This window comes from Clostridium drakei (assembly GCF_000633595.2).
GTDB lineage: Bacteria > Bacillota > Clostridia > Clostridiales > Clostridiaceae > Clostridium_AM > Clostridium_AM drakei.
This window is the reverse complement of sequence record NZ_JIBU02000073.1, coordinates 1-16,222: the sequence shown is the minus strand read 5'-3', so window position 1 is coordinate 16,222 and position 16,222 is coordinate 1. Positions and strand designations below refer to the sequence as shown.

Here is a 16,222-nt window from a genome sequence, read left to right as displayed (position 1 = left end):
TTTGAGCAAAGCTCCAAAAGTTATCCACATTTTTCAACTTTCAATTCTGCAATCATCTAACTAAAAGGTTTAGTTACATAGTCATCTGCACCTAAGCCAAGAGCAAGAATTTTATCAACATCATCAGATTTTGCAGATAAAAAAATGACTGGAACAAAGGAAAACTCTCTAATGTGTTTGCATACATCAAATCCATCTATATCAGGCATCATAACATCTAAAACTACTATATCTGGATTTTCCATCTTGCATGCTTTTATGCCATCTGTGCCGTTTGTAGCTTTAGATATTCTTCTAAAACCTTCTTTTTTTAAAACTGTTTCCATAAGTTTTAATAGTTCTATTTCATCATCAATTAAAAGTATTTTTCTATCTAAAATATTATACATGTATATTTTAGTGAGAGTAAACAAGTATTTAACTCTCACTAAAAATCACTTCCTTTCACTATAATTAGTAAGTCCATAAAAAGTTAAGGCATCTTTTTTGCTGAAAACCTAATTACAATTATAACATTATTTATGTTTTCTTTTAGATTAAGGAAATAATTTTAAGGTTCCGTTAAGGTTGTCATAAATGAAATTTAAGTTTGGACCTTTAGTATATAAACATAACTTAATTAAAGGAGGAGCGGTAATGTCAGAAAAAATTATAGAAACAGTAAATTTAACAAAGAAATTTAGAGATTTTAAAGCGGTAAATGGCATAAATTTAACAGTCAAAAAAGGAAGGGTTTATGGATTTTTAGGACCTAATGGTGCAGGGAAATCAACAACTATAAGAATGCTTTTGGGACTTATAAAACCTACAAAAGGACAAGTTAAAATTTTTGGTATGGATTTGAGAAAAAATAGAATAGATATTTTGAGAAAGGTAGGTTCTATGGTAGAGGCACCATCCTATTATGGAAATTTAACAGCTTATGAGAATCTTCAAGTAACGGCAGAACTTTTAGAACTTGACCATAAGTATATTGATGAAGTTCTAGAAGTGGTAAAGCTTACTGAATGGAAAAATAGACAAGTAAGTAAATTTTCATTAGGAATGAAGCAGAGATTAGGAATTGCACAAGCTTTAATATCAAAACCTGAGCTTTTAATATTGGATGAACCTACTAATGGACTTGATCCAGCAGGAATTCATGAAATAAGAGGCCTTATTAAAAAACTTCCAAAGATTTATGATATGACAGTGATTATATCTAGCCACAATTTAAGCGAAATTGAACTTATAGCAGATGACATTGGAATTATAAATAGAGGAAATATATTGTTTCAAGGAACACTTGAGGAGTTGCATGCTAAAAGTAAAGGAGAATTTTGTATAGGATCAAAAAATCTACAAGAGACTATGAACACATTAAATAACTATGGATGTAAATTTAAGTTGAAAGATAAAGATATTTTTTTGCAACCTGAAGGCAGAGAAGCTGATGATATTTTAAAACAGTTAATATTAGATGGCAATAAAATATTTAAATTTGTAGAAGTGCAAAAATCACTTGAAGAAATATTTCTTGACCTTACTGAAGGAGGAGAAATTAAATGAGCTTCATATCAATTTTAAAATCTGAATTAATGAAATATAAAAGATCAGTGCTATGGAAGGGAGTTTTTTTCATTCCTATTCTTTCATTTGCTATGTTATTTGCAGATTTATATATTAGAGTTGATTTTTTAATGTCGAATGATCATATAAAGCAACTAGCTCATATTGGAGTTAATGGTAGATTAGAAGCTTTAATTTATGAAAATCATCTTTCTACCTTTTGGTTTATGCTTCTAAGCTTGTCTATTGTTGTAGTAGCAGTTATTGTAAATTATACGGAATATAATGAAAATACCTGGAAACAAATAATAGCAAGACCAGTTGAAAGAAGAAGAATTTATATGTCAAAATGGATTGTAGTGTTAATAGCTGCAATTATTTTAGTAGTTTTAAATGGAGTATCAGTAATATTTATAAAAAGTTTTTTTGGTATTAATGGTGATTGTACATTGATTTTTAAATATAAAATATTGGAAATATGTGCAACTCTAGGTGTAGTAAGCCTCCAGCAATTTATAAGCTGTTATATGAAAAACTCTTTAGCATCAGCAGCTATAGGTTTTGCAGGGAGTATAGGAGCTTATATGTTTGCACAAAGTAAGATACTTTCATATATAATTCCTTATGCTAATGTCATATTAGCAATGCCTTTAGAAGGAAATAGGGATGCACAAGCAGCAGCTTTTTTTGGAATAGCATCTGGTGTTTTGTGGCTTATAATAGGAATTATAGAATTTAATAAAAGGGACATTAAATAAATCAACATTTCATAGTTTAGAAATTATGTTCATAATTAAGTTAAATTATTTTATGTGTAAGAATTAAGTAAATAATTTTTATATTTATATAAAGTAGGAGGTTAAATAAAATGAAGAATGTATTTAAAGTGGAATTGTTAAAGTTAAGACATTCAAAAATATTGAATATAGTAATGTTTCTTCCACTATTTTTTGTAATACTTGGTTTTACAAATTTTTTGAGATATAGAGAGCTTTTTACAGAAAAAGGTCAAAATGTATGGTCACAAGTTTATACTCAAAGTTCTATGTTTTATGGATTATTTCTTATAGCACTATTTATTACCATTATTATAGCTGTTTTAGTTAGAATAGAAAATGCAGAGGACAACTTCAAGAGAATATTGACATTACCTATAAAAAGAAGTGATTTATATATAGCTAAACTAGTTGTGGTATGCGGTATAGTGGCATTAAATCTTATTATTTTTATGTTACTTACTATTTTTGTAGGAATGATTATGGCTCCAAGTAATCAAAGTATGCCAATGGAATTAATATATTCACCAATGCTTTGTATTGTAGCTTCACTGCCTGTTATAGGAATTCAATATTATTTAAGTATGAAGTTTAAAAATATTGCTGTCCCCTTAGGAATTGGTTTAGCATTTTCTATTCCAGCTCTTCTTATTAACAATACTAAATATTGGATGCTGTTTCCTTGGGCTTATCCTGGAAGAGTATTGTTAAATGCTGGAGGTATAAGTTTTGATTGCCCAATATATATTTATATAATATCAGTTATTGTGTTTATATTCTTTACAATAGTTGGATTATATGAATTTAATAATAGAGATGTCTAGATTACGATAAGGTAAAAGTTATTCTAAATTATGAAATTGGCTCAATTAAATTTGTTTTATTCTAACCATATTTGTTAATATTTGAAATGAATTTTAAATAAATATATAATATTTATATATTAGTTTAAAAGATTTTTTATATTAAAATATTAAAAAAGGTTGGAAAGGAAAATGAATATAATATGAAAATTAAAGTGAAAAATGTACTTGCAAGTGCTGAATTTTCAGATCCAGATGACATGTATGCAGATGCACTTGTAGCTTCGGCTATATCTGGAAAATATTCAGCACCGCTTGTATTAGTGGATAAAGACTCTTCTGATGCAACAGATAATGCTGTAACTTATATTAAAAATAATGCAAAGTTAAATACTGATAAACAATTGATAGGTGGAACAGAAGTTATTTCACAAAATTTCGAAGATCAGATAACTCTTGTTTATAAAATTAATTAAACTATAAAAATAAAAGTTGGAAATATATATTAAATACACAATTACAGTTGGTTAAATCTCCTTTGCCAGCTGTTTTTGTGTTGGAATAATCAAGGATTTTAGACAGTAAACAAATTAATATAAAAAACTAAAAGCGTATACCTATTTATATAAGTATACGCTTAATACTGACATTTTTATTGACAAGTGTGCAATAATTGTTTATACTAAAACAACATTCTATAAATTTAATTATAACACATAATTTAATAAAAGTCAATAGATATTAGAAAAATAATTTTAGCAGAAAATTATTTTTCTATAGTTCATAACACATAGGTTACAATTTATTATGATGATTTAGAGGGGGAAACAATAAATGAAAATTGAAAATGGAATTTACGTGCTTGAATTATCTGCTAACATAATGGGAACGTCAATGGATATTAATCCAACCTTACTTTGCGATAAGGATTCATTGATTCTGATTGATACTGCATTTCCTGGTCAGTTACATCAAATTCGTGAAGCAGTTGAGAAAGAAGGAATACCATTTAACAAACTGAATACGATAATTTTAACCCATCAGGATATTGATCATATAGGAAGTGCTTCTGACATTTTGAGAAATATACCTAGAACGGTTAAGGTTCTTACTCATGAAGAAGAAAGAGCATATATAAATGGTGAGAAAAAGCCTGTTAAAATTGCTCAACTTGAAGATAGATTAGATTATTTGCCTGATAATATAAAAATAGTATACGAAAAGCTAAAAGTAGGTTTTGAGCACAGTAGAATAAATGTAGATAAGACATTGATTGATGGTGAGGAGTTGCCATACTTAGGAGGAATTACTATTGTTTACACACCAGGTCATACACCAGGACATATTTGCTTATATCTTAATAAGTGGAAAATACTAATTGCTGGAGACATTCTTAGTGTTAAAGAAGGTTTGCTTGTTAAAACAGATAAAGATATTAATTTTGATAATGAATTGAATATTAAGTCCATAAAAAAATTGATGAAGTATGATATTGAAACAGTAATTTGTTATCATGGCGGTATATATAAGGGTGATGTGAATAAACGTATAGCAGAATTGATAAATGATTTATAACAATGGTAAAATAAGATGAATAAAAAATGTTATATATTATTACTTAGAAATGGAGAAAGCATGTTATTGTGAAGATTGATAGATTACTGGGAATTTTAAATGTCCTTGCAAATACGGAGCGAATTACAGTACAAGAATTAGCGGAAAGGTTTGAAGTTATACTAGAATATGATATTACTAATGAATTTTTCTTAACAGATAAAATAGATGCGAAATTTTTTCATAGAATGAGCAGCAAAGAAGATAAAGGACAAATTATATTTTCTGTTTCTGAATTAGAATGGACTTCTAATTTAGTTTTCAGCCTACAGGACAAAGTTAAAGTTATAGCTCCATTTGAATTAAAAGAGGCAGTAAAAAACAAAGTAAAAAGAATAAATGAACTCTATAAAGATGACATATAGGTGTCATCTTTTTCATTTCAGGAAACGAAGAGGAGTTTCCAATTTAAAATAAAGCTCGAAATTTTTGAAAGCCTAAGAACTTTGTCAAACTCGGTTCCCTCAGACAGGACTAAAGTTCTAAGGTTTTCAAAAATTTTGAGCTAAGAATAATACTAAAGCAATTTAGCTAAGGTGATGACACCCTTATCATATATCACTACATAAAAGCTAAAATTCAAACTAGTAACTTCAAGTGTACGCATGTAATTAAATTGTTATAAGCTGCTTTAGTAATTGAAAATTATATTTAACCATAGCTTTTATACACCATATATTCAATGCGGACTTCACCTAAAAAGTTATGTTGCAATGTATTTATTTTACTAAATTTAAATTGTCTATGTGCGAAAGTTGAGTTACTAATAAGTTAGCAAACATTTTATCATATATGCACATTGATCAATGGCAACTTCTTTATTAAGACCTGAATTGTGGAAAAAAAGTAATTCATGACAAAGATTATCAGCAGTATTTAATGCAAGAAACATTTTTTCCTTTTGGTTATTAATGATAATATTTCTTTCTTCTAGTTGCTGAAATATTCTAATTGTTATTTGCTGATGTTGATTTTTAAAATGATTTTTTATATCTTCATCCAAAAAACTTAAAGCCATAATTTCATTATGAAGATTTTTAGATAAATCGTGGGATTCAATTAATATGTTGATAACTTGTTTAATTACACTTAATAAATCTTCTTCAATTGGTATCTGATTAAATTTGTTAAGCACAAGTTCTTGCATAATATTGCTGTATTTGTGCAAAGCTTGAATAAATATATCTTTCTTATCTTCAAAGTAGGCATATACAGAACCTGTAGCAATGCCTGCTTCTTTTGCTATATCCACAGTAGTTGTATTATTATATCCTTTTTCATTAAATATTTTATAAGCAGCATCAATAATTTTATTTTTCTTTTCAATGGACCTCTTTTGACGAGGTATTCGTATTTTTCTATCCATTTTCATCACCTAAAATGATTTTAGTATAAAAAAAATGTTCAGTCAAGGATAATATGAATATGAAAAAAGTTTCATATTACTCTTGACAAACATGAAATATATTTCATATAATTCAAATATGAAATATATTTCATGTTTATGGCAAAAAATTTAATTTTAATATTTTTATTTAGGAAGAAGTGTGAGTTACAGAATGAAAAAAGTAATCTTTATTTTAGTATTTTCTTTATTATTGGGTGGCTGTAGTAGTGCAAAGACAGAAGTAGGTGAAAATTATAAAGCTCAAGCAGCTCCAAGAGAGGTATTTATTTTTGCAGGAAAAATTCAGTCTAACGATTCAATAAATTTAGCTTCTAAAATTACACCTACTAAAGTTTCAAAGGTTGCTGTAGATGTGGGAAGTAAGGTTAATGCAGGAGATGCAATTATTTATTTAGATACTACAGATTTAGATAATCAAGTAAAACAGGCAGAAGCAAAAGTAAACACTGCAAAAGCTGGTTTAAGCAAGGTTGAAAGTGCAGCTAGACCTGAAGATATTGCTATATCAGAAGCTAAGATGGCTAGTGATGACAAAGCCCTTCAAAATATTCAAAGTAATTATAATCGTGTAAAGCAGCTTTATGATAAAGGATATGATACAAAACAAAATATGGAACAGGTAGAGACAGCTTTAACTGCAGCTAAAAATACATTGACTTCCGATAATGAAAATTTGAGCAAGTTAAAAAATGGTTCAACACAGCAGGATATAGCTGCATCTCAAGCATCAGTGAAAGAGGCACAAACTTTAGTAGATTCTTATAAAACTCAATTAAGCAATGGGGTAATTAAATCTCCTATATCAGGTGTAGTAAGTATCTGTAATATACATGAAGGAGAAATTGCTGCTACAGGGGCTAATTTAATTACTGTAGTAAATAATGATGAATTATATATTGATGGATATGTTCCAGAGGATATGCTTTCACAAATTAAGATTGGACAAGCAGTGATTATAAAACCATCAAATATGCCTGAAAAGAGGTTTAAAGGAGAAATATCTGTTATAAATCCAATGATGAATTCTAATAATAAAAATGTAGTGAGAGTTACAGTAAAAGATGAAAGTCATGTTTTAAAAACAGGCATGATTGCCCAAATAGGTTTTAGTAAGTAAAAGAAGGTGTATATTATGAAATCAAAAAGAAAGATTGTAATGATTGGTATGCTGCTTATAATGGTTATATGCATGGCAACTATTGGTATATATTATTGGTATAATAGTACATATTTTGTTTCCACAGAGGATGCAAAAGTAGATGGAGATTTATATAAGATAAGTTCTCAAATATCTGGTAAACTCTTAGAATTTAATGGAGAAGAAGGTACTATGGTGGATAAAGAACAGATAGTTGGACAGCAGGAATTAGCTGGACAACCTGATTCTAATTTAGATACTTCTGTTTTGCGCGCACCTATAAAAGGTACAATAATAAAAAAGGCAGTAAATGCAGGTGAAATAGTAACTGCTGGTCAGGTGCTTGCCTATGTAGTAGATACAGATAAAGTTTATATTACAGCCAATATAGAAGAAACAAAGTTGATTAAATTAAGAGAAGGCGAAAAGGTTGATATTTCAATAGATAAATATAAAGGTAAAAAATTTACTGGATTAATACAGTCTATTGGTGAAGCTTCAGCTTCTGAATTTTCATTACTTCCAACCTCTACAAGTGCTAATTTTACTAAGGTTGTTCAAAAAGTACCCGTAAAAATAAAATTAAATAGTTATGGAAAAGTTAAATTATTACCTGGAATTAACGCAGTGGTAAGAATTCATGTGAAACAATAATCTTTAGAAAGTCAGGTGTTTACAAATGGAAGAGAAAGAAGCAGCTTCTTATAAATGGCTTTGTTTAATGGTAATCATTATAGGAACCTTTATGGCATTTCTTGATACTAGTATTGTAAATATAGCATTGCCTAAAATAATGTCAGTTTTTTCTACTTCTTTAGATATTGGTCAGTGGGTTTTAACTGGATATATGCTTACTGCAGGAGCGGTTATACCTTTAACAGGGTATTTAGAAGAGGTTTTAGGTTATAAGAAAGTATATATATTTGCAATAGTGGTATTCACTATAGGTTCATTTTTGTGTGGAATATCCTGGAGTATAGATGTGTTAATACTGGCAAGAATTTTACAAGCCATAGGTGGAGGCATGATTATGCCAGTTGGCATGTCTACTCTCTATAAGGTAATTCCAAAAGAAAAAATTGGATTAGCAGCTGGCATATATGGTATATCAATAATGGTAGCTCCAGCTATTGGGCCAACATTGGGAGGATATATAGTTCAATACTTAAGCTGGAATTTGATTTTTAGCATCAATGTACCTATTGGTATAATAGGTACAATTCTTGCTATAGCAATATTAAAGGAAGATGTAAAAAAAGTTGATAAAAAATTGGATGTTATTGGAGTTTTAACTTCTATATCAGGACTTGTAAGTATTTTATATATAATAAGTGAATGGTCTAAAATAGATTGGGGAGATATAAAATATCCATTATTAATTGTATTTGGAGGTTTTAACCTTGCAATATTTATATTCAATGAGCTCACTATAGAAAATCCATTACTAGAGTTAAGAGTTTTAAAAATAATTCCATATTCAGTCAATACAATTTTAATTAATATAATAGTATTTGCTATGTATGGGGTGCTTGTATTTATACCATTGTTTTTGCAAAATATATCTGGACTTAATGCCATGCAGTCAGGTATTATTATGTTGTATTATGCAATAGGGTCAGGACTTACTATGCCTATAGCCGGGAAAATGTCAGATAAAATAGGGGGTAAATCCTTTATTATTGTAGGTATAGTTTTAATGATTATATCAACTTATGAGTTATACTTTTTAAGTACAGATATGAATAATTCAACACTTAAATTTTTATTGTTTATAAGAGGAGCTAGTGTTGGTTTATGTATGATGCCTGCCACTACTATGAGCATGGCACAGGTACCGCCAGAACTCATAAGTAGGGCTTCAGCTCTACAAAATACAGTAAAACAGGTAGCAGGTTCACTAAGCACAACTGTACTTACAGTATTTTTACAAAACAGACAGAACTTACACTATTATAGATTAGCTGAGCAACTAACACCTTTTAATCCTGTAACTTCAAATTTTGTTAATACTGTTCAAAGATATATAATGCAAAAGGGCGCAGTAGTAGCAAATGCTAAAACAGGAGTATTATACTTAGCTTATAAGTATGTATATACAGAATCTTATATGAATGCAATAGATGATGTATTTATGTTAACTTTAATTGTTTTGGCAGCAACAATACCTTTAATGTTTATAGAGAGAATAAAAAAACAAATTAGTAAAATATAAAAATAATTTAAAAGAGTGTTTTATAATGGTTTAAAGTAAAAATGTATATATGGGAAAAGGGGTTGTTACACTAAGAATAAATACTACAGTATATTGTTTTTATTATTAATATTTAAAACAATATATTGTATGTAAGTTTCTTAATGCCACAATCCCTTTAAAATTAGTGATCCTTATTGCTTAATTTGAAATTATATCTATAGTTTTATTATAATTTGTTTTGTAGATCATGCGTTGGATGTTTAATTCTAGGTTATTGCCTGTTCCTATAAATTCTAGTGTTCTGGTATAAGAATCTTTATTACCATTTTCTTTATTAGTCTTATTAAGAGGAAGATTTTTTCCATCTATAGTCATATTTACTTTTGTTAGAATTATATCTTGTTCTGTAGAAATTGTAATATAGGTATTTCCATTAGCCTCATATATTTTATCTATTTTAATATTTTTATTTTCAATGTTGATATTTTCATTTTTTAGTTCTTTTTTCAACTTAAAATTTTTATTTATAATGTGCTCAGAGGTTAAGCTTGAAAACTCAATTTGAAGCTTTTTAAAATTAGCAGGTAAAGGCTGAAAATTATACTTAAAAGTAACTCCAGTAATATTTGAACTTAGTTCTGCTGCTTGATTTTCAACAACTTTTCCATCAGCAATGAGTTTTATATCTAAATTACTTGGTGAAAAGGTTATACCTTTGATTTTATTAAGTGCTATTTCTAATATATTAGATATGCTTCCTTTAATTACTGTAGTGGTAGGAGAAGCAGAAATATATTGCAGATGGAGGCTAGTGTCTTTTGTTTCTATAGTTCTATTTAGAAATTTTTTTATGTTGTGTCCCATAGCTTTATTTTTGTCTAGTGCAAATGAAATTTTTCCAGTTTCATTATTTTCTTTAGAAATTACATTTAATGTTAAATTGTTATCAAGCATTGAAGGAGGATTAAAATTTGCAGTAAATTTCATTTCTGTTTTGGCATCATTAAGAGTTCCATAAGAATTAGTAAATAAATGGCTTCCGAAAATTCCATTTATTTCTAATTTTATGTCTGTATTTTCAACATTTCCTTTAGAATTTTTTATTGTATAAAAAGTTAGGAGTTTATTATCGTCAACCATTATGCCATCTAGGGTAAAAATTAATCCGCTTTTAAAAGTAAAACTTTTATTTATAGTCTGCCCTTTGCCTAATTCATTAAGTTTTTTTAAATTTGTATCCATAACTTTATCATAACCTGTAATTTTTTCAGAATAATAAGCTAAAGTGTTAAAATTATAGATTGCTAATATTAAACAAATGAATATAGAAGCAATTTTTATTTTTGAAATTTTATTATTTTTAGGTTTAATATCTTTAAGTGCAATTCTCAATTTAGCTTCTAGAGCTTCTGGAGTTTCTAATTTATCAAAGTTTAATTTAGTTTCTTTTAATAGCTTTTCTGCATCATTCACTATTCATCACCTCCGAGGCTTTCTTTAAGTTTTTTTAAGCCATTAAATATACGAGATTTTACTGTTCCAACTGGTATATTGATCATTTTTGATATAGTTTCATTGTCTAAATCCAAAAAGTAATGAAGCTTTAACACTTCTTGATATTTTTCTTTTAAACTTGATAGGTGTTTTTGGAGTACAATTTGTTCATCCTTTTTACCAAAGCTTTCTTCAGAAAAATCTTCTTTAATACCATCAAGAGAAAGTATTTTTTTATTTTGTTTTAAAAGTTTTTTGCAACAGTTTACCAGAATAGTTTTACTCCAGCTGTAAAAAGCATCAGTGTTTTTTAATTTGTGTATATTTTCATATAAGATTACAATAGTGTCCTGCATGGCATCTAATGCATCATGTTCATTTTTCATATATAAATAAGCTAATTTATAAAAATCCTCTTTTTGTGCCATTATAAGTTGTACTAGAGCTTCTTTATTACCTTGTTTTGCTTTTTTTACTAATATATTTATATCCATTTAGCACCTCGATTCTAAATATAAGAGTGTTGGGATGTGAGAAAAGTTCATTTTTAAAACATATTATTTACATACTATATTTAAATGATAGTTGAGAAAATTGGAAATGTCTTTTATTTTTCAATAATATGGGCCATTTTTATCAAAAAAGTTCCAAAATTCCTATATTAGAACTTAATATTAACCAAAATTTCTAAGTAGCTTGAAAAAATCAATGTATTTTAAATTAAATTTAAAGAACATATTGACAAAAAAAATATAATTGCTAAAATATAGTTAGCACTCAATAACGATGAGTGCTAACAAAAATAATTTAAAAATACATATTGATAAAATAAAAATTATAAAATCACGAATTTACAATATATGTTCTTAATCAGTAAAGATTGTTTAGTGGATAATTTCAATGAGTTTATGTGAATCTTTTTGAAATCTATAAGGATTGAGAGTAGGAAAGTGGCTTGATTAATTTAAAAATAACCGCACCTACTTTATAGGTGTGGTTTTAATATGTTAAAAAATTTCAATGAAGGGAAATGATATAAATGGCTACAAAACAATTTAGAGCAGAATCTCAAAGACTACTTGAATTAATGATTAACTCAATTTATACAAACAAAGAAATATTTTTGAGGGAACTTATATCAAATGCAAGTGATGCAATTGATAAGAGTTATTATCGTTCACTTGTTGACAGCAATATAAGCTTTAACAAAGAAGATTTTTATATTAGGATTACAGCAGATAAGGAGAATAGAACTCTTACTATTACTGACACAGGTATTGGTATGACAAAGGATGAGCTTGAAAATAACCTTGGTACTATTGCTAAAAGCGGTTCTTTATCATTCAAAAATGAAAATGAAGAAAAAGAAGGCGTGGATATAATAGGTCAGTTTGGAGTTGGCTTTTATTCATCTTTCATGGTATCAGATGTAGTTACTGTTGTAAGTCGCTCTATAGATTCAGATGAAGCTTATAAGTGGGAATCAAAGGGAGTAGAAGGTTATGATATTGAATCTACAGATAAAGAAACAGTTGGAACTGAAATCATATTAAAGATAAAAGCAAATACTGAGGATGAAAATTATGATGAATTCTTGGATGAATATAGATTGAAAGCTTTAATTAAGAAGTATTCTGATTTTATCAAATATCCAATTAAAATGATGGCAAAAAAGAGTAAGGAAAAGGAAGGCAGCGAAGCAGAAGACGGAAAAAAAGAATATGAAGATTATTATGAAGATGAAACTTTAAACAGTATGGTTCCAATTTGGAGAAAAAATAAAAATGAATTAAAACAAGAAGATTATGATCAATTCTATCTGGATAAGCATTTTGGTTATGAAAAACCTTTAAAATCAATCCATACTAGTGTTGAAGGATTGGCAAGCTATAATGCTTTATTATTTATTCCAGCTAAAGCACCTTATGATTTCTATACAAAGGAATTTGAAAAAGGTTTAGAGCTTTATTCTAATGGTGTTTTAATAATGGAAAAGTGTTCAGATTTATTGCCAGATTACTTCAGCTTTGTTCAAGGTCTAGTTGATTCTGCTGATATTTCTCTTAACATTTCAAGAGAGCTTTTGCAGCAGGATAGACAACTTAAATTCATTGCAAAGAAAGTAAAAGATAAAATAAAGAGTGAACTTTCATTAATGCTTAAAAATGATCGTGAAAAGTATGATGAATTCTTTAAGAGCTTTGGAAGACAGCTTAAATATGGTGTTTATGCTGACTTTGGAACTAACAAAGAAGTTCTTCAGGATTTATTGATGTTCTATTCTTCAACAGAGAAAAAACTTGTAAGTCTTGATGAGTACATTTCACGTATGAAGGAAGATCAAAAATTCATATATTATGCAACTGGTGAAAGTGTAGAAAAGATTGAAAGGTTGCCACAAACTGAGTTAATCAAAGATAAAGGTTTTGAAATATTATACTTTACTGATGATATTGATGAATTTGCAATTAAAATACTTATGAAATATAAAGAAAAAGAGTTTAAATCTGTTTCCAGCAAAGATTTAGGTATTGAATCTGATGAAAAAGAAAATGAAAAGGAAACACAAGAAAACAAAGATTTATTTGATTTCATGAAGGAAGCCTTAAGTGGAAAAGTTAAAGACGTTAGAGCATCAAAGAGGTTGAAGACTCATCCAGTTTGTCTTGCAAATGAAGGTGAACTTTCTATTGAAATGGAAAAAGTGCTTAACATGATGCCAAATAATCCAAATCTTAAAGCTGATAAGATTTTAGAAATAAATACAAATCATGAAATGTTTGATGCTATTAAAAAAGCATTCGAAGAAGATAAAGATAAGGTAAAAATGTATTCAAATATTTTATATAATCAAGCATTATTAATTGAAGGTCTTTCAATAGAAGATCCAGTTCAATTTGCAAATGATATATGTAATTTAATTAAATAAGATATATGTAAGTGTTGAAGTAAGATGTTAGTTGTATGAGTCAAGGTTAAAAATTGTATTTAATTTAAATTTCAAGAACGTATATGGATCATGTAAATCTATATACGTTCTTTACTTTAAAAGACTTGAGTTATATGTTTTATATGATGTATTATTATATTTGGGAATGATTTACTTTGATTTAGAATTGATATATTTTATTTGAAAACCATTTAGATAGGAGGATTAAGTTGATAATAGCATTAAAGGAATATGAAAAGAGAAAAACTAAATATAATTTATTATTAGAAAAACAAGAGAAACGTATGAATAGTCTAAGTAATTTAAGGCTTGCTGTTTTTGTATTGGGATTTGTAATTTTAATAAGAATGTATACCTTAAAATTGTATTTCATATTTGATTCTGTAGTCTTAGTTATGATTATTTTGCTTTGTTATCTAGCTCATTTACATAAAAATTTAGAAAATGAAAAGAAATATATAGATGCACTTAAGGAAATAAATGAAACTTCAATAAAAAGACTAAAGGGAGAGTGGAAAGATTTTCAGGATACTGGAGAAGAATTTGTAGATGAAAACCATAATTATTCATATGATCTTGATATTTTTGGAAAAATTTCTTTGTTTCAATGGATAAATACATGTCGCACTTACATTGGAAGACAAAGATTGAAAGAAATATTAACAAAAAAACCTGAAAATGAACAGATTATACATGATAGACAGTGTGCAGTTACAGAACTGGGACCTAAAATACACTTTAGACAGAGGCTTGAGGCAGAAGCAAAAATAATTTGTAATGATAAACAAGATACCAAAGAGCTTTTTGCATGGATAAAAGAAAAAAATGACTATATATTAAAAAATAAAATAATTTGGATTTTAAGAGTTCTTTCAATAGTGACTGGAATAACCAGTTTAACATTAATAGTTAGAATAATTGATTATGTCATAGCAGTTTTACTGGACACTAGTACAAGTGCACCAAAAATATTTTACATAATTCCATACTATATTCCTATTTTTTTCATCCTTGTTCAATGTGTTATTTTAAGGATAAAAAGAGAAGATAGGATGAAGAACTTAATTATTGCAGAGAAATATAATTATAGTATAAAAACATATAGAAATATGCTCAAGCATATAGAAAAGCATAAATTTAAGTCAAAGTACATTATAGATTTGTGTAAAACACTTTATGACAATGATGCCAAAAGCGCATATAAACAAATAGATACTTTTTCTAAGATTTGTGAATCTATAGTAAGTAGACGTAATACATTATATCCTATTTTAAATTCAATTCTCATGTTAGAATATCACTGGACTATTTCTATTGAAAAATGGAAGATAAAAGCAGGTGATGACTTTGAAAAGTGGCTTGTTATAATAGGGGAACTAGAAGCATTATGCAGTATTGCAAATATTAAATATGATAATCCACATTGGAGTATGCCTAAGATTGTAGCTAGAGCATCGATGATTACAGCAAAAAATATGGGTCATCCGCTTTTAGGAGAAAAAAGAGTATGTAATAATTTAAATATAGAAGAACCATATCAAGTTGCACTTATAACAGGTTCTAATATGTCAGGGAAAAGTACATTTATGAGGACTGTAGGAATTAACATCATATTGGCATATGCTGGAGCTCCTGTATGTGCAGATGAATTTTGCTGTACTATCATGGATCTCTATAGTTGTATGAGAACAAGCGATAACTTGGGTCAAAGTATATCTTCCTTTTATGCAGAAATATTAAAAATTAAAAATATTGTTGAGGCCTCAAAGGAAGGTAAAAAAGTATTATTTTTATTAGATGAAATTTTTAAAGGAACTAATTCAAAGGATAGACATACTGGAGCTATGATTTTAGTAAAGCAATTAAGTAGAACAGGAAATCTTGGATTTATATCCACTCATGACTTGGAACTAGGTGAAATGGCAAATGATAAAGATTCCAAAATTAAAAACTACCATTTTTCTGAATACTATAGAGATAATAAAATTTATTTTGATTATAAATTGAAGTCTGGAATTTCACCTACAAGAAATGCTTTATATTTAATGAAGTTGGCTGGAATTGAAATAGAAGAAAATAATGAAGATGAATAAGTATTTTTATTATTAATTACTCGACTTAAACATAATGCGACTCAAGCGTATGTAAAGCGAAGTAACTTTCAACTGTATTTCGGCTGATATATGCTGTGAAGGAAAACTCACTTCATTAAGAAGTTCTAATGCTTGAGATATTGAAAAATTTGTTCGCATCTTCCTTCACAGCATATATCAGTCTCCATACAGTTGAAAGTTACT

Annotated in this window: 14 protein-coding genes and 1 pseudogene; 11 read left to right on the top strand and 4 right to left on the bottom strand. The window is 27.9% G+C overall.

The genetic code is table 11. The features are described from left to right. Positions 1–59 precede the first annotated feature (59 nt). A pseudogene (locus tag EG57_RS0223945) lies at positions 60–389 on the bottom strand (response regulator); the annotation flags it as partial. Between the two features lie 247 nt (positions 390–636). On the opposite strand from EG57_RS0223945, the gene EG57_RS0223940 reads away from it, so the two are divergent. The 6 genes from EG57_RS0223940 to EG57_RS0223915 all read left to right on the top strand — a co-directional run bounded on the left by EG57_RS0223940 (position 637) and on the right by EG57_RS0223915 (position 5,106). Next, positions 637–1,548, top strand: coding sequence for an ABC transporter ATP-binding protein (locus EG57_RS0223940; RefSeq protein WP_032079594.1), 912 nt, complete (start codon positions 637–639; stop codon positions 1,546–1,548). Further along, positions 1,545–2,306 (top strand): ABC transporter permease, encoded by a 762-nt coding sequence (locus EG57_RS0223935; RefSeq protein ID WP_032079593.1) that lies wholly within the window; start codon positions 1,545–1,547, stop codon positions 2,304–2,306. The genes EG57_RS0223940 and EG57_RS0223935 overlap by 4 nt, the downstream gene beginning before the upstream one ends. A gap of 110 nt (positions 2,307–2,416) precedes the next feature. Further along, positions 2,417–3,148, top strand: coding sequence for an ABC transporter permease (locus EG57_RS0223930; RefSeq protein WP_032079592.1), 732 nt, complete (start codon positions 2,417–2,419; stop codon positions 3,146–3,148). A gap of 182 nt (positions 3,149–3,330) precedes the next feature. After that, a complete protein-coding gene (locus EG57_RS0223925) occupies positions 3,331–3,603 on the top strand; it encodes a cell wall-binding repeat-containing protein (protein ID WP_032079591.1) in 273 nt (90 codons plus the stop codon). 358 nt (positions 3,604–3,961) lie between these two features. Further along, on the top strand, positions 3,962–4,702 hold the full coding sequence (locus tag EG57_RS0223920; RefSeq protein WP_032079590.1) for an MBL fold metallo-hydrolase: 741 nt from the start codon (positions 3,962–3,964) through the stop codon (positions 4,700–4,702). Positions 4,703–4,770: 68 nt separating this feature from the next. Continuing rightward, on the top strand, positions 4,771–5,106 hold the full coding sequence (locus EG57_RS0223915; RefSeq protein ID WP_052038067.1) for a WYL domain-containing protein: 336 nt from the start codon (positions 4,771–4,773) through the stop codon (positions 5,104–5,106). Between the two features lie 398 nt (positions 5,107–5,504). Here the strand turns inward: EG57_RS0223915 and EG57_RS0223910 are convergent, their stop codons facing one another. Beyond that, entirely contained in the window at positions 5,505–6,107 is a 603-nt protein-coding gene (locus tag EG57_RS0223910) for a TetR/AcrR family transcriptional regulator (RefSeq protein WP_032079589.1), read from the bottom strand. A 193-nt stretch (positions 6,108–6,300) separates the two neighbouring features. Between EG57_RS0223910 and EG57_RS0223905 the strand changes: the two genes are divergently transcribed. From EG57_RS0223905 to EG57_RS0223895, 3 genes are read left to right on the top strand one after another with little or no spacing between them, the layout of a single operon-like run. Further along, positions 6,301–7,266, top strand: coding sequence for an HlyD family secretion protein (locus EG57_RS0223905; RefSeq protein WP_032079588.1), 966 nt, complete (start codon positions 6,301–6,303; stop codon positions 7,264–7,266). Between the two features lie 15 nt (positions 7,267–7,281). Next, positions 7,282–7,941 carry an HlyD family secretion protein gene (locus EG57_RS0223900; RefSeq protein WP_032079587.1) on the top strand — a complete coding sequence of 220 codons (660 nt, stop codon included), beginning with the start codon at positions 7,282–7,284 and terminating at the stop codon, positions 7,939–7,941. A 25-nt stretch (positions 7,942–7,966) separates the two neighbouring features. Continuing rightward, on the top strand, positions 7,967–9,499 hold the full coding sequence (locus EG57_RS0223895) for a DHA2 family efflux MFS transporter permease subunit (protein WP_032079586.1): 1,533 nt from the start codon (positions 7,967–7,969) through the stop codon (positions 9,497–9,499). A gap of 180 nt (positions 9,500–9,679) precedes the next feature. On the opposite strand, the gene EG57_RS0223890 is transcribed toward EG57_RS0223895, so the two are convergent. Further along, entirely contained in the window at positions 9,680–10,954 is a 1,275-nt protein-coding gene (locus EG57_RS0223890; protein WP_032079585.1) for a DUF4179 domain-containing protein, read from the bottom strand. After that, positions 10,954–11,469, bottom strand: coding sequence for an RNA polymerase sigma factor (locus EG57_RS0223885; RefSeq protein ID WP_032079584.1), 516 nt, complete (start codon positions 11,467–11,469; stop codon positions 10,954–10,956). Before EG57_RS0223885 ends, EG57_RS0223890 begins: the two co-directional genes overlap by 1 nt. A gap of 545 nt (positions 11,470–12,014) precedes the next feature. Between EG57_RS0223885 and htpG the strand changes: the two genes are divergently transcribed. Both htpG and EG57_RS0223875 read left to right on the top strand, forming a co-directional pair. Next, the gene (gene htpG, locus EG57_RS0223880) at positions 12,015–13,904 is read left to right on the top strand and encodes a molecular chaperone HtpG (RefSeq protein ID WP_032079583.1); all 1,890 of its coding nucleotides are present in this window, start codon (positions 12,015–12,017) and stop codon (positions 13,902–13,904) included. A 230-nt stretch (positions 13,905–14,134) separates the two neighbouring features. Further along, positions 14,135–16,018 carry a MutS family DNA mismatch repair protein gene (locus EG57_RS0223875; RefSeq protein WP_032079582.1) on the top strand — a complete coding sequence of 628 codons (1,884 nt, stop codon included), beginning with the start codon at positions 14,135–14,137 and terminating at the stop codon, positions 16,016–16,018. Positions 16,019–16,222: the final 204 nt, after the last annotated feature.

Excerpts from the sequence above, each read along its gene's own strand:
- EG57_RS0223940 (WP_032079594.1), top strand. The coding sequence starts at position 637 with ATGTCAGAAAAAATTATAGAAACAGTAAATTTAACAAAGAAATTTAGA.
- EG57_RS0223900 (WP_032079587.1), top strand. The coding sequence starts at position 7,282 with ATGAAATCAAAAAGAAAGATTGTAATGATTGGTATGCTGCTTATAATG.
- htpG (WP_032079583.1), top strand. The coding sequence starts at position 12,015 with ATGGCTACAAAACAATTTAGAGCAGAATCTCAAAGACTACTTGAATTA.
- EG57_RS0223925 (WP_032079591.1), top strand. The coding sequence starts at position 3,331 with ATGAAAATTAAAGTGAAAAATGTACTTGCAAGTGCTGAATTTTCAGAT.
- EG57_RS0223910 (WP_032079589.1), bottom strand. The coding sequence starts at position 6,107 with ATGGATAGAAAAATACGAATACCTCGTCAAAAGAGGTCCATTGAAAAG.
- EG57_RS0223895 (WP_032079586.1), top strand. The coding sequence starts at position 7,967 with ATGGAAGAGAAAGAAGCAGCTTCTTATAAATGGCTTTGTTTAATGGTA.
- EG57_RS0223905 (WP_032079588.1), top strand. The coding sequence starts at position 6,301 with ATGAAAAAAGTAATCTTTATTTTAGTATTTTCTTTATTATTGGGTGGC.
- EG57_RS0223920 (WP_032079590.1), top strand. The coding sequence starts at position 3,962 with ATGAAAATTGAAAATGGAATTTACGTGCTTGAATTATCTGCTAACATA.
- EG57_RS0223935 (WP_032079593.1), top strand. The coding sequence starts at position 1,545 with ATGAGCTTCATATCAATTTTAAAATCTGAATTAATGAAATATAAAAGA.
- EG57_RS0223885 (WP_032079584.1), bottom strand. The coding sequence starts at position 11,469 with ATGGATATAAATATATTAGTAAAAAAAGCAAAACAAGGTAATAAAGAA.
- EG57_RS0223930 (WP_032079592.1), top strand. The coding sequence starts at position 2,417 with ATGAAGAATGTATTTAAAGTGGAATTGTTAAAGTTAAGACATTCAAAA.